Genomic DNA, 25753 nt, shown 5'->3' with positions numbered 1-25753 from the left:
AGAAGGCGCAGGACTCCTGCGGGAACAGTGAGCCGCCTGCAGCGGAAAACAACATACAGATTTGGCAATCAAAAAATTTTTTTGGTAAAATTAAAAGCCCTCTTGTAAGAAGAAGGCTTTTTTGTCATTAAGCTTATCTTCTTATCCCTCAGCCGCACTTCTGCGTCTGCTGGAATTAGCACCATGTCGTCCTGTCAGGCAACGGTTGCTGAAGCGTCATCGGGCCAGTCCCTCGACTTCTCTTGATAAGAAAGTAAAACGTTCAGATTTTATTCAATTGATTGTTTGCTAGTTTACATCATCAGGCACATCTTTTCAAGGAGACGTGTCACGTCAGCCTTTCTGCGCGCTCCAGTTTCTGTGGATAAATGCGTCCCGCCCCGATTCTGTACGTTCCGCCTGATAACGGACAGGGTGCTTCTGATAGAATTTCTGATGTTCTTCTTCTGCTGGATAAAAAGGAGCCGCAGGCAGAATGCGTGTGACGATCGGTTTCCGAAAGCGGCCGCTCGCTGCCAGCGCTGCTTTCGACTGCTCTGCCAGCTTCCGCTGCGTTTCATTATGATAGAAAATCGCTGTCCGATAATTCGATCCGCGGTCGAAGAACTGCCCGCCATCGTCCGTCGGATCAATCTGTGTCCAGTAGAGTTTAAGAAGTTTTTCATAAGGAAAAATGCCTGGATCGAATGCGATCTGGATGGCTTCCATATGGCCCGTCTTCCCCGACTTCACCTGCTGATAAGTCGGATCTGCAACATGGCCTCCGGTATATCCTGAAACAACTTTTTCAATACCCGGCAGTGTGTCAAACGGTTTGACCATGCACCAGAAGCAGCCGCCGGCAAAAGTAGCTACGGCCGTTTGATGATCTGTTCCTGACATTTCGAGACAACACTCCTTCATTCGCACATCGAAGTTTTCACAAGCTGCAATGAAAAATTCAAAGTAGGCCGGTTCAGTTTATTATAACAATTAATCTGAATTGAGGGTATGCATCAGCCTTAAAATGGAACCGGACACCGGAACCATTTTAAGCCGATTCTATTCATTGCTTTAACAGCGGCAGATGAACCGTGAATGTTGTTCCTTCATAAGTTTGCTGGTGACATCGATCCTGCCGTGATGCCTTTGGATGATCCAGTACGCAATGGAAAGTCCAAGACCGGTTCCTCGTATAGCAACGTGTGATCCAGCTTCATCGGCGAGCTTCGCCGGAGGACGGCGGACAGTCTTGCTTTCAGCTCTTCATATGCTCCCAGTTTAGACAGGCAGTCTTAAATTTTGATTAATATAAAAAGGGAGCGAAACCGCATAGATTGCGACTTCACTCCCTTTTATCATGACTCTGCACAACTATTCTTTAAAACGGAACGGCACAGTGGCGATCACGACATCGGCATGGCGGATCAGGCTGGCTTTGATCAGTACGCCGGACTGGTTATGCAGCAGGCTTTGCCACCATTTCTTTGTATAAAACTGTGGGAAAACGATGGTGACCGTAGCTCCGCTCTTATCTGCACGATATTTAATCGTATCGATAAACCGGTCGAGCGGATTGACGATGCTTCGATACAGAGAGTGGATGGTGACGAGACGGATCCCGGTGTTCCATTTCTTCCATTCCTTTTCCATTTTTTCAATCGCCTGCGGACTGGCACCGATATAGACGGCAACCACGTTGCTGGACAATGATTTCGCATACGTCAGTGACTGTTCGACAACTTTCGTAATTCCTGCAACGGGAACCACAATGACATTATCCGTTGTGTTGATCGAACGCAGCGGAATCGACAGATCGACGCGCAGTTGCTTGGCAACCAGCATATAGTGCTGATGAACTTTATGAAAGGTAAAGATCAGCAAAGGGATAAAGATCAGGACTGGCCAGATCTGGGCAAATTTAGTGATAAAAAAGATGATCAGAATCAGATAACAGATCAGTGCGCCGACCAGATTGATGCACAGTCTCGGTATCCATCCCTTAGGGCGTTTCCTGATCCAGTGGATGATCATACCTGTTTGCGATAATGAAAATGGTATAAAAACACCTGCTGCGTATAATGGAATCAGACTGGACGTATTCCCTTTGAAAATGATGATCAGAATAATCGACAGAACACCGAGCGTGATGATTCCGTTCGAATAGCCGAGCCGGTCCCCTCTCACTTTGAACGGCCGCGGCATATACTTGTCGCTTGCCATATTGAAAGCAAGCATCGGGAACGCCGAATAGCCAGTATTTGCTGCCAGTACCAGAATCAGTGCGGTGGAAATCTGGATCAGGTAATAGAAGATATTTCTTCCGAATATGGAACTGCCCAGCTGGGACAGGACGGTCTGATCACTCATCGGATGGATGCCGAACAAGAACGACAGATAGACGATTCCACTGAGCAGGACAGCAAGGATACCGCCCATCATCAGCAATGTTTTCGCCGCATTTTTCGGAGCCGGATCCTTAAAACTGGCGATGGAATTGGAAATGGCTTCAACGCCGGTCAGTGCCGTACATCCGGAAGAAAAAGCCCGCAACAGAAGAAATAAGCCGACACCCATCACCGGCGTGCCGACAGCCGCGTGCGGGTGAACAGGAACAGCTTGCCCGGTAAAGGCCTGAAACAATCCGGTGCCGATCGCCAGCAGCATCATCAGTACGAAAAAATATACCGGGTAAGAGAGCAATGTGGCCGAATCCGTCAGCCCGCGCAGATTCAGCAACGTGATGATCACCACAATGATTACCGCAACCAGTATCGTATGTGTGCGAAGAGCCGGGAATGCCGAAGTGATCGCATCGGTACCGGCTGAAACACTGACTGCAACCGTCATAATATAGTCAACCAGCAAGGCACCACCGGCTGTCAGTCCGAAATTGACACCCAGATTCTCCTTTGACACCATATAGGCTCCGCCGCCATGCGGATAAGCAAAAATAATCTGGCGATAGGACAACACCAGCGCAATCAGCAGAATCAGAACACCCAGCGCAATCGGCAGTGAAAACCATAATGCAGCGCCTCCTGCGGCGATCAGCACAATCAGAATCTGTTCCGGTCCGTAAGCAACAGACGACAGGGCATCGGATGAGAGCACTGCCAGTGCTTTTAATTTATTCAATTTCTGGCTGTGCATTTCATTTGATTTCAACGGACGACCGATGAGCAGCCTCTTAATCTTAGTATACATATTCTCACCTTCATCAATGAACTTAGTAAATCAATGAAAAATTAAAGGCTGCCCGAGAATATTGACCTCAATCATCTGAACAACCTTTTTAGTATTCCTTACTATTCAATTTATCATGCCCGTGATTCAAGGCGCATAATGATTCTAAGCTAACCCGTTGAAACTTGCAAGATATTCCATCAATCGCACCGAATCGATCCGTCAGCATCATTTCCCGGGAAATCCACAGCAAACGACAACATTTTCCAATGATTATGGATCAGCGGCTATTATTTCTGTCTTGTGTCATAAATTCCCGGTGCCTCCGTGGTGACCAGGAAAGAACTGCAACCACTGAGATGATGCAGGCTGTGCCGAGCCAGTCGAACCCTGTAAAAGGAACACGCAGCCACAGAACACTTACAATAGCAGAAGAAAGCGGTTCTGCACAGCCCAACAGGCTTGTTTCGATCGGCTGCAGAAATTTGAGACTGGCCACATAAAGGTAAAACGCAGCAAATGTCCCGAACAGAATCACAAACAAAAGGCAGAAAAGAACCGGAACTGTAAATCGGACGCCGGTGATCCACGGCGGGTAAAAGAAGCACATGATCGCACCGCCGATCATCATCCCCCAGCCGACAACGACCGCCGCGCCCCATTTCTTCAGCAGGCCCGCCGGCTGCATTGAATAGATCGCACCGCCAAACGCCGATAAAATGCCCCAGAACAGAGCAGCCGGGGCGATTGACAGCTGGTCCGGGTGACCTTTTGTAACGATCAGGAAAACACCGGCCAGGGCAAGGAGAATCGCCGACAGTTCTTTCCCTGACGGACGTCTCCGCCCTCTGATTAACAGGTAAATAATAATCAGTGCCGGATTCAGATACTGAAGCAGTGTCGCTGTCGCCGCATTACCGGCTGCAACGGCTTCAAAATAGGTATACTGAGCCCCGATCATACCGAACATGCCGAAAATGAGCAACCCATTTCGCGAAGATCTGTCCGCCCATATCCGAAAAATATCCGGATTTCGGCCGGCCGCTCCGGAGGCAAGCAGAAGCAGTGCTCCCGCACTCAGCATCCGGACCGACGTCATCCAGCCCGGATCGACCGCGAACTGATGGAACAAGTATTGCGCCACATTGCCCGACACGCCCCACAGGATAGCGCCGGAGAGAACCAGAACCACACCGGTCAGATGAGCGGCTGATGACGCTGGCAATTGCTTACTTTTCTGAAAAGCCACTGATACCTACCTCTTCCTGACAGCAGCCGCAGGGCCCGGCCGAATTCACGGCAAACCAATTCTTAATGAATGACGACCGGAACGATACGATCGATCAGCCCCTGCGACAAATAGTGACATATCGTTACGATATATTGTTTATACGGGAACAGAAATCTGTCCCTGTTCCCGGCAATCTGAGGATTCCCGTGCCACAATTGCCTTCTATGATATATTATTATTGAATAAAAGAATAGTATATAGAAAAGAAGAAACATTTCACTCTATCTGGAGGATGGTAGTTTATGCATACTGCTGTTTTTGCCCATCGCGGAAGCAAATCAAACCGTCCGGAGAATACGCTGGCTGCGTTCAGAGAAGCGATGCGCGTCCATAGCGACGGTATTGAGCTTGATGTGCACCTGACCAAGGATCAGCAGCTGGTTGTCATGCACGATGAAAAAGTCAACCGGACAACGAATGCAAAAGGTCAGATCAAGAACTTTACACTAAAAGAAATTAAAGAAATGGATGCCGGCGGCTGGTTTGCCCCGCAATACCGCGGGGAGCGCGTACCGACACTGAAAGAAGTGCTCGAACTGCTGACGGACTTCCCCGGCACCTTGAATATTGAATTCAAGACGGATCGTAATGTCTATCCGGGCATTGAGGGAAAAGTGGCCCGCCTCGTTGACAAGTATCGGGCCAATCTGCCTGTTGTCTATTCTTCCTTCAATCATGAATCGCTGATCCGGATGAAAAAGATCGATCCCAGTGCCGACGTTGCCTTGCTTCTCTGGGAACGTCTGGCTGATCCGTGGGTTTATACGGAGCAGGTCGGCGCGACCGCACAGCACTTATGGGAACCGTCGGCTCTGTCTGAAACTGGAAAACAGCTCCAGCAGCACGGCATCAAAGTCCGCGCCTGGACGGTCAACAAGCCGAAGAATATGCAGCGCACGTTCGAAATGGGTATCGATGCCATGATCACCGACTATCCGGAAGTGGCTCTTGACCTTCGCAAAAGTTTTGAGAAAGCGGAAAATACCGTCGATTAATTTTTTCAGATTCCCGATATTATAGATCACTTATCCTAATAAAGGCCTGGAAACGTATCCCTGCGTTTTCAGGCCTTTTTCCGGCCCGCTTGACGCCCGCGAAAGAGAAGATAAACTGGATACAGGAAATGCTTGGGAAAAAGGCTGTGTCACCCGGTTGTCGTTTTCCGCTGCAAACAGCAGAATGTCAAAAACCAACATGAGTTTTAAACACAGCCCCAAAGAAAGAGATGTGATCGGTATGAATGGAAAAGAAGCTGCCGGAAAAGAAGCTATTCGTGAGGTCAGAGACGGCATGACGGTCGGCCTCGGTACCGGGTCAACTGTATACTACTTCCTTCAGGCACTGGCCGGGAAAGTCGCGTCCGGCCTGAAGATTACCGGTGTGGCCACCTCAACAAAAACGATCGAGCTGGCCGAGAGCTGGAAAATCCCGATGAAATCGCTGAACGATGTGGACCACATCGATGTGACGGTCGACGGCGCAGACGAATGTGACGCTGCCCTCGACGGAATCAAGGGCGGCGGCGGCGCGCTGCTCTATGAAAAGCTGGTTGCCGAGGCCTCGGACCGGCGTGTCTGGATCGTCGACAGCCGGAAGTACGTCGACCAGCTTGGGCACTTCCCGCTTCCTGTCGAGGTTGTCCCATTTGGCTGGAAAAAGGTGTATACCCGTCTGAAACAGGACGGGCATCGTCCTGAACTTCGCCGGAATGATGCCGGAAAAACCTATGTCACCGATGCGGGACACTATATTCTTGATCTGCATCTCGATAGGATCCCCGATGCCGGCGCACTGGCCGACAAGCTGGACCACATCACGGGAGTTGTCGAACACGGTCTGTTTGTCGGGATGACTGACACGATTCTGATTGGTTACCCTGATGGTCATGTTGACACTCTGAACCGGGATTGAACATTATCAGGATTTTTTTAAAAAAAAGTGTTTGACAAAATGGTGAATTATGAGTAACCTGTAATTACGATAGTTACAGGTGGTGAACATATTGATTAATTCGCGTGTTGCTGTCGCTATTCACATTCTTGCGCTGATTGCTTCCAGACCGCACGACGATCTTCCGTCCGACTACATCGCATCAAGCGTGAATACCAATCCGGTGGTTATTCGCCGCATTCTTGGTATGCTGCGCAAAGCAGGCCTGATCCGGACCAGCGTCGGCAAGGCCGGTGCGGCGCTGGCGAAAGAACCGTTTCAGATTTCCCTGCTTGAAGTATATCAGGCTGTTGAAAAAGATTCTGAACTGTTTGCGGTTCATGAGAACCCGAACCCGCACTGTCCGGTTGGAAAACGGATCAATGCCGTCCTTAACGAAGCTTTTCACAGCGCCCAGTCAGCTCTGGAGAATAAGCTGGCGGCGCAAAACATTCAAGGTATCATGGACCATCTTTTTAATGAAGGGTGATCTATGATTCTCTATCCTGTAACTAATTCAGTTACAAAAAAGGAGGTCAACTGCAATGAAAATTGCCGTTATCGGTGCGGCCGGAAAAGCCGGATCACGAATTGTCCGCGAAGCACAGCATCGCGGCCATGAGGTAACAGCCATCGTCCGCCATCCGGAAAAACTGGCAGATCTGAAGGTGCCGGCCATTCAAAAAGATATTCTTGACCTGACCGCCGGGGATTTAACCCGCTTCGACGTTGTTGTCAACGCTGTATCTGCGCCAGCCGGAGATGAGTCGTTTCATGTCCGGGCGGGCAGGCACCTGATCAGTATACTGAAAGGAACGGCCACACGGCTGATTGTCGTCGGCGGTGCGGGCAGTCTGTACACCGACGAGGCGCAGACGGTTCAGCTCATTCAAAGTCCTGATTTTCCAAAACAGTTCTATGCCACAGCTTCTAATCAGGCAAAGAATCTGGAAGATCTGGAAAATTCGGAACAGGTCAACTGGACGTTTCTCAGCCCTTCAATGATTTTCGCCGTCGGCCGACGGACAGGAAAATACACAACAGGGCATGATCGCCTGCTCGTCAACGCGGAGGGCAAGAGCTATGTCAGCTATGAAGATTACGCTGCCGCTCTCGTTGATGAAATTGAAAAACCGCATCATCTGAACGAGCGTTTCACGGTTGTCTCTGAATCCCGCTGACCCTCTCAGTGATCGTGGAATTCGGGGAATATTAAAATAGAAAAGTTATTTAATTAAAGGAGCGAATGAAAAATGGCAAACTGGACGATTGATACGGCACACACGGAAACTTCTTTCTCTGTAAAGCACATGGGACTGTCAAATGTAAGAGGAAATTTTGATACAACTTCAGGCACGGTAACAACCGATGAACAGGGGAAGATCACCGGCATCGATGCAACGATTGACGTAGCCAGCATCGACACCCGAAATGAAGACCGCGACAACCACCTGAAAAGTGCCGATTTCTTTGAAGTTGAAAAATATCCAAGTATTCATTTTGTCGCCACATCGATTAAAGGCGATGATGAAGATTACACGATCACCGGTGATCTGACGATTAAAGACGTCACTAAATCAATCACGTTCACTGCAGAAATCGGCGAACCGGTCGACGATCCCTATGGACTGAAGCGCAGCGGCGCCAGCCTCTCATTCTCTATTGACCGCCGCGAATTCAACCTGAACTGGAGCCAGTCGATCGCCAACGGCAGTCTGGTCGTCGGCAACAAAGTAAAAGTCAATGTAGATGCCGAGATTACCCAGAATCCAAATGCCTGAACGCGAATCAATTAAAAAGCATATACATGTAGAAAAGCATCCTGCTCCGGTGAGCAGGATGCTTTTTCACTTATTCTTTCTTAACTTGTCCTCTTCGGCTTCACAGCGATTGATCCATTTCTCCACGAACTCATCATGCGGCAGAATCCGGTCTCCCAGGTCGCTGATGAACACAACCTGCTGTTCCCTGCACCACTTCAGATAGACCTGATACAAATCCGCATCCATTGCGCCCTCGTCCCAGTAAACAGGAATCATCGAGATCTTATTTTTATCGTATAAGTAGGCGCGCGTATGCCCGTCGGTAAAGAAAACTTCTCCGCCGATTTTTTTTACCGGCAAAGGCATATTGTTTCTGATATTCATCGGGTCAAACTGTCCCTCCAGCCGATCGATTTTCGACTGATCCAGATACAGCTGGCTGGGCCGGATCTGATACAGGTCAAGAAAAAATTTCTGCACCGTGTGTCCTTCCTTTTTCACCTATTATTATGCTTCTTTTTTCATCCAGAATAGATAAACAATCAAGGCACCGACGTCACATAAAAGGATCAACAGTGCCATCGGGAAATATGTGCCTGTCCCGCCCAGGCCGACCAGCGGGGATAAAAGGCCGCCTACGAGATTCATGCCAAGCCCGAGAATGGCGGATGCGGTACCGGCGGCACGCCCCTGCGATTGCATCGCCAGTGAAAAGGCGGTCGTATTCACCAGACCGACCATGGAAACGACAAAAAACAAGGGCAGCATGACTGCGATCAGGCGCGGCGGATCAAGAAGCAGTCCGGAGAAGAGGATGATACTGCCGGCTGCCGCGATCATCACGCCGATTTTCAAGGCCTTTTTCTCACCCATTTTTTCCGATAAAGGTCCGGCCAGCTGCGACATGGCCACGATCCCGAGACCATTTGTCGCAAAAAACAAGCTGAAGAATAGCGGAGACACGCCGAACATGTCCTGAAGCACGAACGAAGACCCGGATATGTAGCAGAACATTGCGCCCATGATCAGGCCCAGCACAATCGCATAGCCGATAAACGTTCTGTCCCGGCAGATCCTGCCCATCTCCGACACGGTCGCATGCATGCCGCCGCTGATCCTCTTTTTCACCGGCAGTGTTTCCGGAAGGCTGATCAGTGTGCCGAGAAACAGAACAATTCCGATTCCCGTCAGTACGATAAAAACACCGCGCCAGGACGCAGCCCGTAGAATCAGTCCGCCGAGAATCGGGGCAAGGATCGGGAAAATCCCGTTGATCGCCATCAGCATCGAGAAAAATTTGGTCAGTTTGGTACCCGAATACAAATCACGCGCGATCGCCCGTGAAATCACCAGCCCGGCGGAACCTGCAAGGCCCTGAAGAAATCTCAGCACGATCAGCAGTGTGATTGATGAGACTTGAGCACATAAGAATGAAGTCAGCGCAAACACGATTAGCCCGGTGAGTAGCGGTCCCCTTCGTCCATGGTTGTCACTGAAAGGGCCGATCAGCATCTGACCGGCAGCCAGCCCGATCAGACAGGCCGTAATGCTCAACTGCCCATATGAGGCAGCTGTATGTAAATCTGAAGTCAGCGTCGGCAGTGACGGAAGATACAGATCCATAGAGAGCGGACCGAAAGCACTGAGTGCGCCTAACAGGATTATCTGATGTGCGTGCAACCGGCGTTCCGGTCCTTTTATTCTGTTTATCTGTAAATCAGAGACAGCATGCGGCAAAGAAAGCAAACCCTTCTCATTTGATTGATCGTGACGGCAGGCTCCGGAAATAACGATCCGATCTAATCTTAACACAGCAGCCAAAAAAACACCGAATACACATTTGGGTATCCGGTGTCTCCATATATAGAGAAACCTATAATGAAATGAATTATAGGGGGGTCAACAATCGGACCGGGCGTACTGCCCTAACCGGCATATGAACGGTTGCAGTCGGATCAGACAGGTGCGTCCGTAAACCAGCAGATCAGCTGTTCAGTCTGGCTTCGGCCAGGGCAATCTGCTTTTCAACCTGATCCGGTGCGGTGCCGCCTTCGCTCTCACGGGCCCGCATGACATTTTCCGGTTTCAGATCTTCAAAAATATCTTCTTCAAACAACGGACTGAACTGTTTGTACTCATCAAGTCCGAGGTCAAGCAAATACTTTTTATGTTCAATGGCATAAAGCACCATTTTACCCGTAATCGCATGTGCTTCGCGAAAAGGCATGCCTTTTCGCGCCAGATAGTCGGCGATGTCGGTCGCATTGGAGTAATCCTTCTCGACGGCATGACGCATCCGGTCCTTTTTAACCGTCATTGTTTCGAGAATCGGCGCCAGTAGGCGGAGTGCCCCGGTCAGCGTTTTGACCGTATCAAAAATGCCCTCCTTGTCTTCCTGCATATCCTTGTTGTAAGCAAGCGGAAGGCCTTTCAGAACCGTCAGCAGGCCGATCAGGTGGCCGAAGACACGGCCGGTCTTGCCGCGGAGCAGCTCGGAAACGTCCGGATTCTTCTTCTGCGGCATGATACTCGAACCGGTGCAGAATGCGTCATCCAGTTCGATAAACTGGAATTCCTGACTGCTCCAGAGCACCATCTCTTCCGACAGGCGCGACAGATGCACCATGATCAGCGAACAGTCGGACAGCGCTTCGACCACAAAGTCCCGGTCGCTGACGGCATCCATGCTGTTCGGATAGATGTCGTCAAAGTCGAGCAGTTCCGCCACCCGGCGGCGATTGATCGGAAATGTCGTCCCGGCGAGCGCACCGGCACCGAGCGGAAGAATATTGATCCGTTTCTGACTGTCCCGCAATCGGCTCTTGTCCCGCTCGAACATCCAGAAATAGGCAAGCAGATGATGGGCGAAAGAGATGGGCTGCGCCCGCTGCAGATGCGTGTAACCGGGCAGGATGGTAGCGACATTGCCCTTCGCCTTTTCAAGCAGCGCAGACTGGACGTCTTCAAGCAGTGAGATCAGCAGCTGCGTTTTATTGCGCAGATACAGGTGCATATCTGTAGCCACCTGATCGTTGCGGCTACGCCCGGTGTGCAGTTTTCCGCCGACCGGACCGATCTCGTCGATCAGCATCCGTTCGATATTCATGTGGATGTCTTCCTGGTCGACAGAAAATTCAGCTTCGCCTGCTTCGACCTTTTTCAGGATGGTTTGCAGACCCTCCTGAATTTTTTGCGACTCTTCAGGCGACACGATGCCGCACTCACCCAGCATTTTCACATGGGCCAGGCTGCCTTCGATATCTTCTTTCGCCAGTTCCTGATCGTAGGAAATGGATGCGGTGTACGCATCAACCAGCTTATTGGTTGATTTCGTAAACCGGCCGCCCCACAGTTTCGCCATGATTAGCCTCCGTTTCCGCATCGTCTTTGTGCACTTCGGCGTTCACCTTCGTCGGCAGCCCCCAAAGTTTAATGAAGCCGACCGCTGCATTATGATCGAACGCATCGCCCTTGGTGTAGGTTGCCAGCTTCTCATTGTACAGGCTCTTGGCGGATGCACGGCCGACAACAATATGATTGCCTTTGAACAGTTTCACTTTGACCTTGCCGGACACAACTTCCTGCGTCTGGTCGACAAATGCCATCAGTGCTTCTCTGATCGGTGAGTACCAGAGGCCGTCATAGATAACCTGCGACATTTCTTTATCGATCAGCGGTTTTAATTTCGATACTTCTTTGGTCAGCGTGATCGTCTCAAGCGCCTGGTGGGCATTGATCAGGATCAGTGCAGCCGGGTTTTCATAAACTTCACGCGACTTGATACCGACCAGACGGTTTTCGACGTGGTCGATCCGGCCGACGCCGTGCAGTCCGCCCAGTTTATTCAGTTTTTTGATGATCTCGACATAAGCCATTTTTTCCCCATTGAGTGCGACCGGAATCCCTTTTTCAAAAGAAATTTCGATATACTCCGGCGTATCCGGCGTCTTTTCAATCGGATTGGTCCAGTCGAAAGCCGCTTCAGGTGCTTCGTTCCACGGGTTCTCTAGCACACCGGCTTCGCAGGCACGGCCCCAGATATTCGCATCGATCGAGAAAGGATTGTCCAGATCGACAGGAATCGGAATCCCGTTCTTGGCCGCATATTTAATCTCTTCGTCACGGGTCATACCCCATTCACGCACCGGAGCAACGACCTTCAGTGTCGGATCCAGTGCCTGTATCGAGACCTCGAACCGGACCTGATCGTTTCCTTTGCCTGTGCAGCCATGAGCAACGGCCACTGCACCTTCTTTATGGGCGACATCGACGAGCAGCTTGGCGATCAGCGGCCGGGAAAGCCCTGAAGACAGCGGATAGACGCCTTCGTACAAAGCATTTGCTTTCAGGGCGGAAGTCAGATAGCCGTCCGCCAGCAGATCTTCGGCATCGACCACATAGGACTTAATCGCACCGACATCCAGCGCCTTTTGCTTGACCTTCGCCAGATCCTTGCCCTCGCCGACATTGATGCTGAGTGCGATGACGTCGTAATTGTATTTATCCTGCAGCCACTTGATGCATACCGACGTGTCCAGACCACCGGAATACGCGAGCACAATCTTTTCTTTAGCCATTATGAATTCCTCCTTAGTAGTAGAAAAAAGGTTAATTGCTTTCCAGAAGACATTTGAGAATTGCTTTATGGGCGTGAAGCCTGTTCTCCGCCTCATCGAAGACAATCGAGTGTGGGCCGTCGATCACACTGGCCGCGACTTCTTCGCCGCGATGCGCCGGGAGACAGTGCAGGAACAGATAGTCGGGTTTTGCCCGGGCAACAAGCGTGTCATTCACCTGGTAGCCCTGAAAATCATGCAGCCGTTTTTCCTGCTCATTCTCATCGCCCATGCTCAGCCAGGTATCCGTAATGATAATATCACAGCCTTCAACTGCTTCCTGAGGGGAATGCGTCACAGCTACGTGACAGCCGTTCTCTTCTGCACGTGCTTCCGCAGCTTTAAAAATTTTCTGATCCGGCTCATAACCTTCAGGTGACGCAACCGTGAGATCCATACCGACAGCAGCGGCACCCTCAAGCAGTGAGTGGGCCATATTATTATACCCGTCGCCGATGAAGCAGGCTTTCAGCCCCTTGAGCCGGCCTTCATGTTCATAGATCGTCAACAGGTCTGCAAGTACCTGTGTCGGATGATGCTCATCGGTCAGTCCGTTGATCACCGGGACACTGGCCTGTTCCGCCAGTCCAACTACCTTTTGATGTTCAAATGTGCGAATCATAATGCCGTCCACAAACCGTGACAGGACCTTCGCCGTGTCGGCGATCGTCTCCCCGCGGCCCAGCTGCATGTCGCGGCTGCTCAGGAACAAAGCGGAACCGCCCAGCTGGTACATGCCGACTTCAAACGACACTCTTGTCCGAGTCGATGATTTTTCAAAAATCATCGCCAGTGTTTTCCCGCTCAGATAGGGATGCGGAATATGTTTCTTCGTTAAGGCCTTCATATCCGCCGCCTGCTTCAAGAGCAGATGCAGTTCATCAGTTGTAAAGTCGGCAATGGTCAGGTAATCTCTTCCCTTTAATGCAAATGCTGTTTCTCTGTCCGTCGTCACCATCTGTCACTTCCCCTTCTCAATCACAACATTTAATTGACGATATTCATCAAGTGTGTGCACCGGCAGGTCCCCGGTCGCGTCCGCCGCTGCCAGCACAGCATTCACCGTATCCAGGCAGGTGTACAGCGGTATATTGTACCGGAGCGCCAGCAGCCTCAGTTCAAAGCCGAATGAGCGCCGGTTGCGTCCCGCGGTCGGAACATTGATTACGGCAGCGACCCGGTTACCTGAAAGCAGCTTCTTCAGGCCGTCTTCGCTTTCACCGATGCTTTCCGTAGCCAATCCGGCTGTCTGATAGAATCCGGCCGTGTCCTTAGTGGCAAGGATGGTAAACCCTCTGGACTGAAGCTGCCGGGCGGTACCCAGACTTTCTTTTCTTGCCCTGTCGGCAACGGAACACAGAACCAGATCTTTTTTTTCTGGATTTGCGAACGGACTCTGCCGCCCGGAAAAGCAGGCTTTGATAAATGCTTCCCTTACTGCGCGCCCCATGCCCAGCTGTTCACCGGTCGATTTCATTTCCGGACCAAGTACAGGATCGACGCCCGGCAGTTTAGTAAATGAGAAGACCGGGGCCTTGACCGCAAAAAACCCGGGCGGCGGACAGAGGCCCTGAAATCTTTCCCGGTGACCCGGAGCCTGACCAAGCTGAATGCGTACCGCTTCTTCAACCATCGGAATACCGGTCACTTTACTGACGATCGGTACCGTGCGCGAGGCCCGCGGATTCACTTCAAGGACATAGACCGTTCCGTCCGCAATGACAAACTGAATGTTCACGAGACCGGTCACTTTCACACGGCGGCAGATCTTCACCGTATCCTTCTCAATTTCCTGCTTCACACTGTCCGGCAGCGTATACGACGGGAAAACGGCGATGCTGTCCCCGGAATGGACTCCGGCCCGCTCGATATGTTCAAAAACTCCGGGAATGCACACCTCTTCGCCATCGCTGATCGCATCGACTTCACACTCCGTGCCGGGCATATAGCGATCCACCAGCAGGGGAAATGACTGAGCGCCGAAATGATGTTCACTATGCACGTAGGCATCCAGCTCTTCAGGCCGATGGAAGAGAAACATCGACTGGCCGCCGATGACAAATGACGGCCGGACAAGAATCGGATAACCCAGCCGGTTTCCGGCTTCAGCCAGCTCGCTGAGATGATCGACACTCAGACCGCGGATATGCGGAATATCCAGTTCCGTCAGCAGCTGATAAAATTGTTCCCGGTCTTCCAGCTTGTCGATTCCGGAGATCGATGTCCCCAGAACTAGGATCCCTGCACGCTCCAGAGCCTCGGCAACATTGACTGCCGTCTGGCCGCCGAACTGAACCAGCGCACCCTGCACGTGTTCCTTTTCGGCAACATTTAAAATATCTTCAACCGCCAGCGGTTCAAAATAGAGACGATCCGCCACGGAATAATCCGTGCTGACGGTTTCCGGATTATTGTTGATCACAATCGCTTTATAACCGGACTTTTTGACAGCAAGTGTCGCCTGAACGGAACAGTAGTCAAACTCGATACCTTGACCGATCCGGATCGGGCCTGAGCCGATGATCAGGATCTTCGGCTGATCGCTGACCGCCGCTTCATCCTCGCCCAGCCAGGTTGAATAGTAGTACGGCGTCTGTGCCTCGAATTCCCCGGCACAGGTGTCGACGAGATGGTAGGAAGGAATCAGGCCTGCTTCTTTTCTCCGTTTACGGACATCAGATTCCGTAACACCGGACAGTTCGGCAAGGCGACGATCGCCGATATTCATCTGTTTGGCATGCTGCAGCAGTTCATCGGAAATCTGATCCCACTTCTGTGCCTGAATCTGATGCTCAAGATCAATCAAATTCTTGATCCCGTCCAGGAACCAGTAGTCGATGGCGGTCAGACTGTGAATCTCTTTCAGCGTGACGCCGCGGCGGATCAGTTCGGCAATCGCAAACAGTCTCAGATCCGTTGCCGTTGTCAGCTGCTGCTTTAAGTCCTCGTCAGTCCGGTCGTGATCCGCCCTGCGGTCCAGTCCGGTAAAACCCATCTCCATTGAGCGGACGCCCTTGTTCAGTGCACCTTCAAAGGTCCGGTCGATGGCCATGACTTCACCGGTCGCCTTCATCTGAGTGCCCAGGCTGTGGTCGGCTTCCGTGAATTTATCAAAAGGAAAGCGTGGCATTTTAACAACAAGATAATCAATCGCCGGTTCAAAGGAAGCATAGGTTGTCCCGGTGATCGGATTCAGGATTTCATCGAGATGGAATCCGACCGCACACTTGGCGGCCACCCGGGCAATCGGATAGCCGGTTGCCTTGGAGGCAAGTGCCGATGAGCGGCTGACCCGCGGGTTCACTTCAATGATCGCGTACTCATCAGATGCCGGGTTAAGCGCAAACTGAATGTTGCAGCCGCCGACAATTTTCAGGGCCCGGATAATTTTAACTGAAGCATTGCGAAGCATCTGGTACTGAACATCGGAGAGCGTCTGCGACGGAGCGACAACGACGCTGTCCCCCGTATGTACGCCGACCGGGTCAACATTTTCCATGTTGCAGACAATAATGCACGTATCATTAGCATCGCGCATGACTTCGTATTCGATTTCTTTCCAGCCCCTGATGCTTCTCTCGATCAGTACTTCATGAATCGGACTGAGATTCAGCCCGCGGTGCAGAACCAGGTCGAGTTCAGCCCGGTTATTGGCAAATCCGCCGCCGGAGCCGCCCAGAGTATAGGCCGGACGGATAATCACCGGATAACCGATCGCCTCGGTGAACGCGAGCCCGGCATTATAGTCGCGGATAATTCTTGACTCAGGCACGGGCTCATGAATCTCAAGCATCAGTTTTTTGAAAAGTTCCCGGTCTTCTCCGTGCTGAATCGATGCCACCGAAGTGCCCAGCAGTTCCACACCATATTTAGCCAGAATGCCCTGCTCATAAAGTTCCACGGCAAGATTGAGCCCCGTCTGGCCGCCGAGTGTCCCAATCAGGCCATCCGGCCGTTCCCGGCTGATGATTTTTTCAATCGCCGGAACAGTCAGCGGCTCAAGATAAGTTCGGTCGGCGATAGGATCATCAGTCATAATCGTTGCCGGATTATTGTTCACCAGAACGACCTTAATGCCCTCTTCTTTGAGCGCCAGGCAGGCCTGAGTTCCGGCATAATCGAATTCGGCAGCCTGGCCGATCACAATCGGTCCGGATCCGATAACAAGCACTTTCTTAATATCAGTACGTAGCGGCATGGCTGACCTCACCCTTGCTCTGTTTGATCATGTCGATAAATTGTTCAAAGATAAAATGCGTATCATCCGGTCCCGGATGGGCTTCAGGATGAAACTGAACCGTTTCAATCGGAAGATAGCGATGTCTCAGCCCTTCCACGGACCCGTCGTTGACATTCTCATAGGTGACGGTAAAGACTCGGCTGTCGAGGCTGTCTTTCTTCACCACATAGCTGTGGTTCTGGGAAGTGATCCAGACCTTTCCGGTGTCCCGGTCTCTGACCGGATGATTGGCGCCACGGTGCCCGAAAAGCAGCTTTTCGGTTTTTGCGCCATAGGCCAGTGCGATCAGCTGATGGCCAAGACAGATGCCCAGTGTCGGAAAATGAGCGGTGATTTTTTTGATTTCCCCGTACTGGCTGCTCAGTTCCTCTGGATCGCCGGGACCGTTGCTCAGCATCACGCCGTCCGGATTCAAAGCGGCAATTTTCGTAAACGGCATGTTATAAGGAACCACGGTTACCTTGCAACCGGCGGAAAGCAGTGCACTCAGCATCGATTTTTTATACCCGTAATCGATCAATACAACATGCGGGCCGGCACCCTCATAAGTTTTTGGTGAAGATGCCGAAACTTTCCGGACGACATGGCGGGAAACGGGGAAGCTCCAGTCAATTAATGAGGCGTCCGGGTGATCACTGATGGCTGCCTTCATCGTTCCTTTCTTCCGAACCGTCCGGACAACCGCACGCGTATCCACATTGGCAATTCCGGGAATACCCTCTTCTTTCAGCCACTGATCCACCGTCTTAACCGACTGATAGTGGCTCGGACGCTCACACAGGGTACTGAAAACGGCAGCCTGCATGCTGATGCGGCTTTTCTCATTGTCGGAAAGATTGATTCCGTAATTGCCGATCAGCGGATAACAGAAGGTCATGATCTGTCCCGCATAAGAAGGATCCGTCATAATTTCCTGATAGCCGGTCATGCTTGTATTGAACACAATTTCACCGATCACCGATTTAGGACTGCCGACAAGTACCCCCGGGAAGCATTTGCCTGACTCCAGAATCAGATAACCTTTCTTCATCGCCGGCACCTCCCTTTCAGTGATTTTTCAGTACATCGTCCAGCGCCTGGATGAACCCGTCGATTTCCGGTTTTTCAACAATCAGCGGCGGCAGAATCCGCAATACTTTATCTCCTGCAGTCAGGACGAGAACCTGATGCTGTTCCCTGAGCGCCGTCACAACATTAATCGCCGGGAATGTGGTTTCAACGCCAATCAGAAGCCCCTTTCCGCGTACGTCAGCAATTGCCTCAGGATGTTTATTCTTCAATTCCAGAAGTTTTCCGTTCAGATACTTTGCGCTCTGAGCGCAATGTTCCAGCACATGTTCCTTTTTAAAAGTTTCCAGCGTGGCCACGCCGGCAGTCGTTGCCAGGGGATTGCCGCCGAACGTCGATCCATGCGTTCCGGGTATGATCACCCGCGACACTTCTTTTTTGGCCATGAATGCGCCGATCGGGATGCCCGAACCCAGTGCCTTGGCCATCGTCACTACATCCGGGCTGATCCCGTATTGCTGATAGGCGAACAGGGTACCCGTCCGGCCGATGCCGGTCTGCACTTCGTCGACCATCAGCAGAATGCCCTTCTCATGGCACACTTTACTGAGCTCTGTAACCCAGCCTTGCTCCGCCGGAATCACGCCGCCTTCACCCTGAACCATTTCGAGCAGAACGGCGATGCAGCCGTCATCTTTCTCAAGCTCCCGGATCGCCTCCGGACTGTTATACGTCAGATACTTGAATCCGGGAACGAGCGGTTCGAAACCATCCTGTATCTTCTTCTGGGCCGTTGCCGTCAGCGTAGCCATTGTCCGGCCGTGAAACGAATGGCTGAACGTCACGATGTGGCCGTCTTTTTTGCCTTTGATCTTACGGGCATAAAGGCGGGCCAGTTTAATGGCGCCCTCATTAGCTTCCGCACCGCTGTTGCAAAAGAACACCTGATCGCAATCAGTCAGTGACGTCAGCATGCCGGCGAGTTTTTCCTGAGAGGGAATATGAAAGAGATTGGAACAGTGCCAGAGCGTATCAAGCTGTTTCTTCAGTACTTCCTCCACCGCATCGGGAACGTGGCCCAGCGCCAGTACAGCGATGCCTGCCGTAAAATCAAGGTATTTCTTACCCGTGTCATCCCAGACATAGCAGCCCTTTCCTTTGACGATCTTCAGCGGAAAACGGCCGTATGCAGACATGACCGGAGACATTTTTTGAACAGATTCTGTGTTAAGCATGGAGAGCCTCCCCTTCAAGGAAAATCCGGGTACCGACTTCGGCACCTCGTGTATAATCAATCAGACACTCCGGCATCATGCCGTTGACAATCACAACTTCCCGGACATGCTGCCGGAGACTGTCGACGGCAGCTTTGACTTTCGGAACCATACCGCCGTTAATCTCTTTGTTTTCAATCAGACTGGCAATTTCCAGATCGGAAACCTTTGCCAGTTTCTTCAGCTTCCCGTTCTGTTCGACCAGTATACCGGGAACATCGCTGATAAAGCATAGTTTTCCGTTTAATGACGAAGCGATCGCTGCGGCAGCATGGTCGGCATTAATGTTGTAATGCTGACCGGCCGCATCCATGGAAATCGGTGAGATGACCGGGATGTAGCCCTGTCCGCACAGGCAGGTGATTAGTTCCGGGTCAGCCGAAGCAACTTCGCCGACGTACCCCAGTTCCGGATCCGTGCACGGTTTCGCCATGAGCGTATGGCCGTCAATTCCGCTCAGTCCGACAGCTTTCGCTCCGGCTGCACTGAGATCTGCGACCAGTTGTTTGTTCATCGAACCGCTGAGAACCATTTCCGCGACACTCAGGACGTCTTTACTCGTCACCCGCAGCCCGTTATGGAAAGCGGTCGGGATCTGCATCTTTTTCAGCATTCTGGAAATTGCCGGCCCGCCGCCGTGGACAATGACCGGTTTCCATTCGCCTTCAGACTGAATCGCCCGAATGCTTTTGAAAAAATCTGGTGTTAAGCGGTCAAAGACCGAACCGCCGCATTTGATAATCAGATATTGGTTCATTTTATCCTCCCGAATCACTTTCCGATTTCACGAACGATAGGATGCATTGATTTTGACGTAGTTGTATGTCAGATCACAGCCCCAGGCGACTGCTTCGCCGTTTCCCTCTCCCAGATCCGCTTTGATCACGACAGTATCCTTATCGAGCTGTGCCTTTGCTTTTTCTTCATCAAAGGGTACCGGCATCCCTTTAACAAACAGGGTCGTGTCGCCGATGCCCATCGTCACTTTTTCCGGATCAAAAGGTTCGCCGCTATAACCCATGGCGCAAACCACGCGGCCCCAGTTGGCATCGCTGCCGAATACAGCGGTTTTCACAAGGCTTGAGCCGACGATCGATTTGCTGATGACTTCCGCAGCATGTTCATCCTTTGCCCCGGTTACCTGAACTTCAATCAGCTTCGTCGCGCCTTCACCGTCACCGGCGATCAACTTGGCCAGTCCCTGGCAGACGGCTTTGAGCCCGGCAACAAATACGGCCCATTGCGGATGGGCATCCGTCAGCATCGCGTTGCCCGCCATACCGTTGGCCATGACCAGAACCATATCATTGGTGCTTGTATCACCATCTACCGTGATCCGGTTGAACGTCCGGTCCGTGACTTGTTTCAACGCCTGATGAAGTGATCCGGCATCCACTGCCGCATCGGTGGTCACGAAAGCGAGCATCGTCGCCATGTTCGGCTTGATCATGCCGGATCCTTTGCAGGCACCGCCGATCGTCACCGTCTTTCCGTCAATCTGGAAGCTGACGGCCAGATGTTTGGTATGTGTGTCGGTTGTCAGAATGGCTTTCTCGAACGGAGCATCCGCATGCTTCAGTGAAATATTTTCCACGCCTTTTTTCATCTTATCCATCGGCAGCTGAAGCCCGATGACGCCCGTGGAAGCGACCGCGACAAGATGTTCAGGGAGGTCAAGATGTTCCGCCATCCATGAACGGGTGGTATACGCGTTCTTCAGACCTTCCTCTCCGGTACAGGAGTTGGCACTGACTGTGTTGACCAGAATGGCCTGAAGCATACCGCCTTCTTTAAGGCTTGCCTGATTGACTTGAAGCGGTGCCGCCTGAAAAAGATTCGTTGTATAAACGCCGGCTGCCGATGCCGGCTGCTGAGAATAAATCCAGCCCATATCCGGTTTGCTCTTTCTCATGCCGATATTCTGACCGCCGGTAATGTAGCCCTTCGGCGTTCCGACACTGCCATTTTCGATCGTTGTTAATTTTATTTGCTGTTCCATCATTTTTTCCACTTTTATCTTCCTTTCACGGATAGACCGGACTAAGTCCCAGCCCCGTCTGTTCATCCCATCCCTTGATGATGTTCAGATTCTGGATCGCCTGGCCTGCAGCGCCTTTAACCACATTGTCGATGACCGAGATAATGGTCAGCCTTCGCGTCCTGCCGTCCACATTCAAACCGATATCACAGTAGTTTGAACCAAGCACCTCTTTGGTTGCCGGCCAGGTCCCGAGCGGTCGGATGCGGACGAACGGCGATTTTTCATAATAGCGCTGGTAGATCTCAAGAAACTCTTTGGATGAGTAGCCTTTTTTCAGGCTGGCATAAATGGTCGTCATCAGTCCCCGGGTCATTGGGATGACATGTGTCGTCAGCGTGACCGCTGCAGCCTGCCCGCCAATCTCGGCAATTTCCTGCTCAATTTCCGGTGTATGCTGGTGCCTGCCGAGTTTATATGCCCTGACATTTTCATTCACTTCACTGAACAGATTGCCGATGACCGCTTTTCTGCCTGAACCGGATACCCCTGACTTGCCGTCGATGATGATTGATTCCGGATCAATGGCCCCGTCTTTCAATGCAGGAGCAAGGCCCAGAAGACTCGCCGTCGGATAGCATCCGGGGTTGGCAATGAATTGTGCGCCCTCAATCTGCCTTCGGTTGACCTCGGAAAGTCCGTAAACCGCATCCTGTAGAATCGAGGGATCTGCCGCCGGGTGATGATACCATGTTTCATAATCCCCGGGGTTCTTCAGACGAAAGTCGCCCGACAGATCGATGCAGATGAGACCGCGTTTCAGACACTCAGGAAGAAGATCTTTGCTGACGCCTGCCGGAGTGGCGAAGAAGACCACATCAACGCGTTCTGCCAGCTGATCCGGATCAAATGCCTCCAGCGGCTGATCCAGAATGCCCGTTAAGTGCGGCAGAACTTCCGATGCCGCTTCCCCCTGAGTCGTATGCGAGATAAGCATCTCCACACGGACCGACGGATGATTATTCAGCAGCCTGATCAGTTCCATTCCGCTGTATCCATTTGCGCCAACAATACCTGCTTTCACCTGAAAAGCCTCCAGTTATGAACATTTGCCTTTTTCAAATAATAATAAATAGTAAAATATCCTTTCCTGCACTGCCGCGGCAGCGAAGTGAATTGCCGCTGTAGAAAAGCGCCTTTATCACGGGCTTATCAACGTGTCTGCTGCCTTCTTAGTCCAGGAGCATTGCATTTCAGAGACCTGCCGCAGCAACGGAGACAATAAAAAACGCCCGCCTCTTTTACTAGATAAAAGAGACGAGCGTTGATCACATAGCCCGCGGTACCACTCCGGTTATTCCCTTAATTCGGGAATCTGCTTAAGACTCTGTAACGGGAGTTCCCGGCCGACCCTACCTTATGCTTCAGGCCGCCTTCTCGGAAGTGCGGTTCACAATCAATTCCCGTACCGGCTCTCATCATCCCGGTTCGCTTAAACGATTCTGATTGCTACTCTCTTCGTCATCGAATTTATCCGTTCAATTAATTAGAATTGCCAGTTACTTCTGACTTGGTGACTTCTATTATACCCGGACAGATGCAGATGTCAACCCTGACTGAACACTTTTTGATCTAAACTTTATCCGTACTATTCTCATTAAAATTTAATCTTTCTTCCGGCAGAGCCCCGATGTTATTATGCTATAATGAATGAGCTTAAGGGGTAGAAAAGTACATATATAATTAAACAATTTAAAAGGTTGGTGAACCTATTGTTTTTTCTGATCGCGATCATTCTCGGCGCAGTTGAGGGTTTGACTGAATTTGCGCCTGTTTCATCTACCGGCCACCTGATTCTGGTCGCAAGTTTATTACACTTTACCGGTAAAACAGCAACTGCTTTTGAAGTCATCATCCAGCTCGGCTCGATCATGGCTGTTGTTGTCCTTTACTGGAAGAGGCTGTGGAGCCTGTTCGGGTTCTACCGCAATGAGCCCAAACGCGGGCCGCACAATCTTAACCTGCTGCACATTATTATCGCCGGTATACCCGCGGGCATTTCCGGAATTCTATTGAAGGATTTCATTACGTCTAAATTATTCACACCGGCCAGCGTACTGGTCGCGCTTGTTGTCGGCGGCCTTCTGATGATTTTCGCTGAACGAATTGCCGCCAGCCGGCCCGGGAAAGGAACAACGCAGCTGAGCTATGGCCAGGCATTTGTCATCGGATTGTTCCAGGTGCTGTCTCTCTGGTCCGGCTTCTCACGGTCGGGATCAACGATGTCCGGCGGTCTGATTGCCGGTGTCGAGCGGAAAACAGCAGCAGAATTTTCCTTTATCCTCGCCGTTCCAATGATGCTCGGCGCCAGCGGTGTAGAATTTGTAAAGGACCTCAGCTACATTAAAGCGGATCTGGGATTCTTTATTGTCGGATTTATTGTGGCATTTATCGTTGCCATGCTGGCTATTGTTTCCTTTATGAAATTACTAAAAAGGTTTACACTGGTGCCCTTTGCCGTCTATCGGTTTGCACTGGCCATCGTGTTTGCCGCATACATGATCTTCAGCAACCAGTTATAAGCACGAGCGAATAAGAAAAATCCCTTCTGAAAAGGTGCCGGTATGACCCTTTCAGGAAGGATTTTCTTTTTTCTCTGCTGTCCTAATCCCGCAGTATTTACGATAGAATGAAAAGAGCATCATAATTCATTGTCTGGGGGGATGAGCAGTTTGATCCGTACTCTATGTATCTATGCAGGTTCCAATCTTGGTGATCATCCCGAATACGCAGCCGGTGCAAAGCAGCTGGCCGACACGATTATCCGCAAAAACTGCGGTCTTGTGTACGGTGGATCAGCCGTCGGATTAATGGGCGTCATCGCCGACCGGATGCTCGAAAGGGGCGGCAGGGTAACCGGCGTGATGCCTAAAGGGCTCATTCTCGGTGAAATGGCCCATTCAGGTCTCACTCATTTGATTGAGGTCGACGATATGCATGCCCGGAAAGATAAAATGAACGAACTTTCCGACGGGTTTATTGCTCTTCCGGGAGGTATCGGCACCTTTGATGAGTTGTTCGAAATCCTTTGCTGGGCCCAGATTGGCATTCATCATAAACCCATTGGTCTGATGAATATTGACGGCTATTTCAATCCCTTGCTTCAGCTCATTCAGCACAGCATTGATCATGAATTTGCCAACCAGTCCAATCTCGGTCTGCTGTGTGTTTCCGACGATCCTGACCAGTTGCTCGATAAAATGGATGCCTATACTCCGCCGAATCTCGGCAATAAATGGCGGCAGCTGTCCGGTAGGTAAAGAAAAGATCCAATAATTATAAAGCAGAGTTTGCAACGATTGATTACTCATGCAGACCCTGCTTTTATATTGATTCTGATTGAATTTGTTCAGGATTCAGCCTCTCAGCTGTACTGTGTCACATTAAAAATGAGATTTTTTATTTTAATTTTCATGTACATGTTACTGATGATCCTAGACTGGCTGTCTGCCCATGCGGGATCAGTCGCATACTGATGTGCGGCACTACCCGAAACAAGTGCATCCGGATTCCATCGCATCTTGTATAATGTGTCTTGCTGATACGTTGCGTTGTAAATGTAGTGGTTTGCGATCCACTTCGCACCGCCAATGATTGCATCCGAAGGTGAATACCATTTCTGCTGGTATGCAAGTGCCGCACCACCATTTTTCGGGTCAAGATCGTATGCACCGACACCAAACATGTTGTAAACTTTTTTCCCTTTATAGTAGACACCATTGGCCAGTGTTGATGTTCCGTTTCCTGTTTCAAGCATGGCATGTGCCGCAAGATAGACTTCGTTTACACCGGACTTATCAGCAGCATATATAAAATCCGATCCATGACCGGCCAGGATGTTCTTAAGGAACTGATTCAGTTCTTCCGCAGTAGCGCCTGAATGCGTGGACAGAGTCAAAAATTGATAGTAATCATCTGTGCCCTGCTTGAAATTATTTGGGTTCAGAAAGTATGCAAGCTGGGAGGATGAATTGACTTTCTTTTCTGCCGCCAGTGCCTGACCGAAAGAGAGCGGATATTTTGTATAAGCATAGGCGACATCACCGGCTTTGGCCATTGTAACGGTCTCCTGTTTAATGTAAGCGCTGGACACATAGCCGTAGGTACCCTTATAACTGATTTTTACCCATTGCTTGTCATCAGTCACTGTCAGCCAGTCTACCTTTGTACCGCTCTGAAAACTGGTCATGATTTCCCCGTCCGGACTCTTTCTGAACCGAACCCCCGAGCCGGTGATCAGACCATTGGCTGTTGTTCCTGTGATCGTTTGTTCTGGCTGCGAAGGTGTGGCAACCGACCCTTCTTTTTGAACGAAATCCGCTGACACATATGCCGTACCGCTGCCATACTTAATCTGCAGCCAGCCCCCGTTCGTGCCGACTACTTCGACCGTACTGCCCTTCTTCAGCGTCGTCAGCCGTTTCGCCGA

Annotated in this window: 22 protein-coding genes, 1 riboswitch and 1 other annotated feature; of the genes, 7 read left to right on the top strand and 15 right to left on the bottom strand. The window is 51.0% G+C overall.

Features of this window, described 5'->3' with window-relative positions; all coding sequences use genetic code 11:
* Nucleotides 1-138: 138 nt before the first annotated feature.
* Nucleotides 139-252, bottom strand: a riboswitch (SAM riboswitch).
* An 81-nt stretch (nt 253-333) separates the two neighbouring features.
* From msrA to D889_RS0112555, 3 genes are all read right to left on the bottom strand, one after another.
* A complete protein-coding gene (gene msrA, locus D889_RS0112565) occupies nt 334-882 on the bottom strand; it encodes a peptide-methionine (S)-S-oxide reductase MsrA (protein ID WP_010632372.1) in 549 nt (182 codons plus the stop codon).
* A gap of 471 nt (nt 883-1353) precedes the next feature.
* Nucleotides 1354-3186, bottom strand: a complete 1833-nt coding sequence (locus D889_RS0112560; RefSeq protein ID WP_010632371.1) for an APC family permease — start codon at nt 3184-3186, stop codon at nt 1354-1356.
* A gap of 259 nt (nt 3187-3445) precedes the next feature.
* Complete coding sequence (locus D889_RS0112555; protein WP_010632370.1) at nt 3446-4414, bottom strand: DMT family transporter; 969 nt, start codon at nt 4412-4414, stop codon at nt 3446-3448.
* A 284-nt stretch (nt 4415-4698) separates the two neighbouring features.
* Here D889_RS0112555 and D889_RS0112545 point away from each other — a divergent pair, with 284 nt between their 5' ends.
* From D889_RS0112545 to D889_RS0112525, 5 genes are all read left to right on the top strand, one after another.
* Nucleotides 4699-5451, top strand: coding sequence for a glycerophosphodiester phosphodiesterase (locus tag D889_RS0112545; RefSeq protein WP_010632369.1), 753 nt, complete (start codon nt 4699-4701; stop codon nt 5449-5451).
* Nucleotides 5452-5692: 241 nt separating this feature from the next.
* Nucleotides 5693-6367 carry a ribose-5-phosphate isomerase RpiA gene (gene rpiA, locus D889_RS0112540; protein ID WP_026039112.1) on the top strand — a complete coding sequence of 225 codons (675 nt, stop codon included), beginning with the start codon at nt 5693-5695 and terminating at the stop codon, nt 6365-6367.
* Nucleotides 6368-6458: 91 nt separating this feature from the next.
* Complete coding sequence (locus D889_RS0112535) at nt 6459-6875, top strand: Rrf2 family transcriptional regulator (protein ID WP_010632367.1); 417 nt, start codon at nt 6459-6461, stop codon at nt 6873-6875.
* A gap of 55 nt (nt 6876-6930) precedes the next feature.
* Nucleotides 6931-7566 (top strand): NAD(P)-dependent oxidoreductase, encoded by a 636-nt coding sequence (locus D889_RS0112530; protein ID WP_010632366.1) that lies wholly within the window; start codon nt 6931-6933, stop codon nt 7564-7566.
* Nucleotides 7567-7638: 72 nt separating this feature from the next.
* Complete coding sequence (locus tag D889_RS0112525; RefSeq protein ID WP_010632365.1) at nt 7639-8166, top strand: YceI family protein; 528 nt, start codon at nt 7639-7641, stop codon at nt 8164-8166.
* A 66-nt stretch (nt 8167-8232) separates the two neighbouring features.
* On the opposite strand, the gene D889_RS0112520 is transcribed toward D889_RS0112525, so the two are convergent.
* The 11 genes from D889_RS0112520 to argC all read right to left on the bottom strand — a co-directional run bounded on the left by D889_RS0112520 (nt 8233) and on the right by argC (nt 22348).
* The gene (locus D889_RS0112520; protein ID WP_010632364.1) at nt 8233-8628 is read right to left on the bottom strand and encodes a hypothetical protein; all 396 of its coding nucleotides are present in this window, start codon (nt 8626-8628) and stop codon (nt 8233-8235) included.
* Between the two features lie 27 nt (nt 8629-8655).
* Complete coding sequence (locus D889_RS0112515; RefSeq protein ID WP_010632363.1) at nt 8656-9885, bottom strand: multidrug effflux MFS transporter; 1230 nt, start codon at nt 9883-9885, stop codon at nt 8656-8658.
* A gap of 247 nt (nt 9886-10132) precedes the next feature.
* The gene (gene argH, locus D889_RS0112510; RefSeq protein WP_010632362.1) at nt 10133-11509 is read right to left on the bottom strand and encodes an argininosuccinate lyase; all 1377 of its coding nucleotides are present in this window, start codon (nt 11507-11509) and stop codon (nt 10133-10135) included.
* Entirely contained in the window at nt 11466-12725 is a 1260-nt protein-coding gene (locus D889_RS0112505) for an argininosuccinate synthase (RefSeq protein WP_010632361.1), read from the bottom strand. Before D889_RS0112505 ends, argH begins: the two co-directional genes overlap by 44 nt.
* A gap of 31 nt (nt 12726-12756) precedes the next feature.
* The gene (gene argF, locus D889_RS0112500; protein ID WP_010632360.1) at nt 12757-13722 is read right to left on the bottom strand and encodes an ornithine carbamoyltransferase; all 966 of its coding nucleotides are present in this window, start codon (nt 13720-13722) and stop codon (nt 12757-12759) included.
* A 3-nt stretch (nt 13723-13725) separates the two neighbouring features.
* Nucleotides 13726-16962 carry a carbamoyl-phosphate synthase (glutamine-hydrolyzing) large subunit gene (gene carB, locus D889_RS0112495; RefSeq protein WP_010632359.1) on the bottom strand — a complete coding sequence of 1079 codons (3237 nt, stop codon included), beginning with the start codon at nt 16960-16962 and terminating at the stop codon, nt 13726-13728.
* Nucleotides 16946-18034: a carbamoyl phosphate synthase small subunit gene (locus D889_RS0112490; protein ID WP_010632358.1), complete on the bottom strand. Its 1089-nt coding sequence runs from the start codon at nt 18032-18034 to the stop codon at nt 16946-16948. Before D889_RS0112490 ends, carB begins: the two co-directional genes overlap by 17 nt.
* Before the next feature lie 16 nt (nt 18035-18050).
* Complete coding sequence (locus D889_RS0112485; RefSeq protein WP_010632357.1) at nt 18051-19247, bottom strand: aspartate aminotransferase family protein; 1197 nt, start codon at nt 19245-19247, stop codon at nt 18051-18053.
* On the bottom strand, nt 19240-20043 hold the full coding sequence (argB, locus tag D889_RS0112480) for an acetylglutamate kinase (RefSeq protein ID WP_010632356.1): 804 nt from the start codon (nt 20041-20043) through the stop codon (nt 19240-19242). Before argB ends, D889_RS0112485 begins: the two co-directional genes overlap by 8 nt.
* Before the next feature lie 27 nt (nt 20044-20070).
* Nucleotides 20071-21285, bottom strand: a complete 1215-nt coding sequence (gene argJ, locus D889_RS0112475) for a bifunctional ornithine acetyltransferase/N-acetylglutamate synthase (RefSeq protein WP_193379230.1) — start codon at nt 21283-21285, stop codon at nt 20071-20073.
* Between the two features lie 25 nt (nt 21286-21310).
* The gene (argC, locus tag D889_RS0112470; protein WP_010632354.1) at nt 21311-22348 is read right to left on the bottom strand and encodes an N-acetyl-gamma-glutamyl-phosphate reductase; all 1038 of its coding nucleotides are present in this window, start codon (nt 22346-22348) and stop codon (nt 21311-21313) included.
* 226 nt (nt 22349-22574) lie between these two features.
* Nucleotides 22575-22798, bottom strand: a binding site (T-box leader).
* A 238-nt stretch (nt 22799-23036) separates the two neighbouring features.
* Between argC and D889_RS0112465 the strand changes: the two genes are divergently transcribed.
* Nucleotides 23037-23846, top strand: a complete 810-nt coding sequence (locus D889_RS0112465) for an undecaprenyl-diphosphate phosphatase (RefSeq protein WP_010632353.1) — start codon at nt 23037-23039, stop codon at nt 23844-23846.
* A 153-nt stretch (nt 23847-23999) separates the two neighbouring features.
* Nucleotides 24000-24584 carry an LOG family protein gene (locus D889_RS0112460; protein ID WP_026039110.1) on the top strand — a complete coding sequence of 195 codons (585 nt, stop codon included), beginning with the start codon at nt 24000-24002 and terminating at the stop codon, nt 24582-24584.
* A 104-nt stretch (nt 24585-24688) separates the two neighbouring features.
* On the opposite strand, the gene D889_RS15275 is transcribed toward D889_RS0112460, so the two are convergent.
* Nucleotides 24689-25753: SH3 domain-containing protein (locus D889_RS15275; RefSeq protein WP_026291242.1), on the bottom strand; the 1065-nt coding region annotated here is incomplete at its 5' end.

It is taken from the genome of Sporolactobacillus vineae DSM 21990 = SL153, from assembly GCF_000377985.1.
GTDB classification, from domain to species: Bacteria; Bacillota; Bacilli; order Bacillales; family Sporolactobacillaceae; genus Sporolactobacillus; species Sporolactobacillus vineae.
The sequence above is the reverse complement of the archived record's forward strand: the minus strand, read 5'-3'. Positions and strand labels throughout refer to the sequence as shown.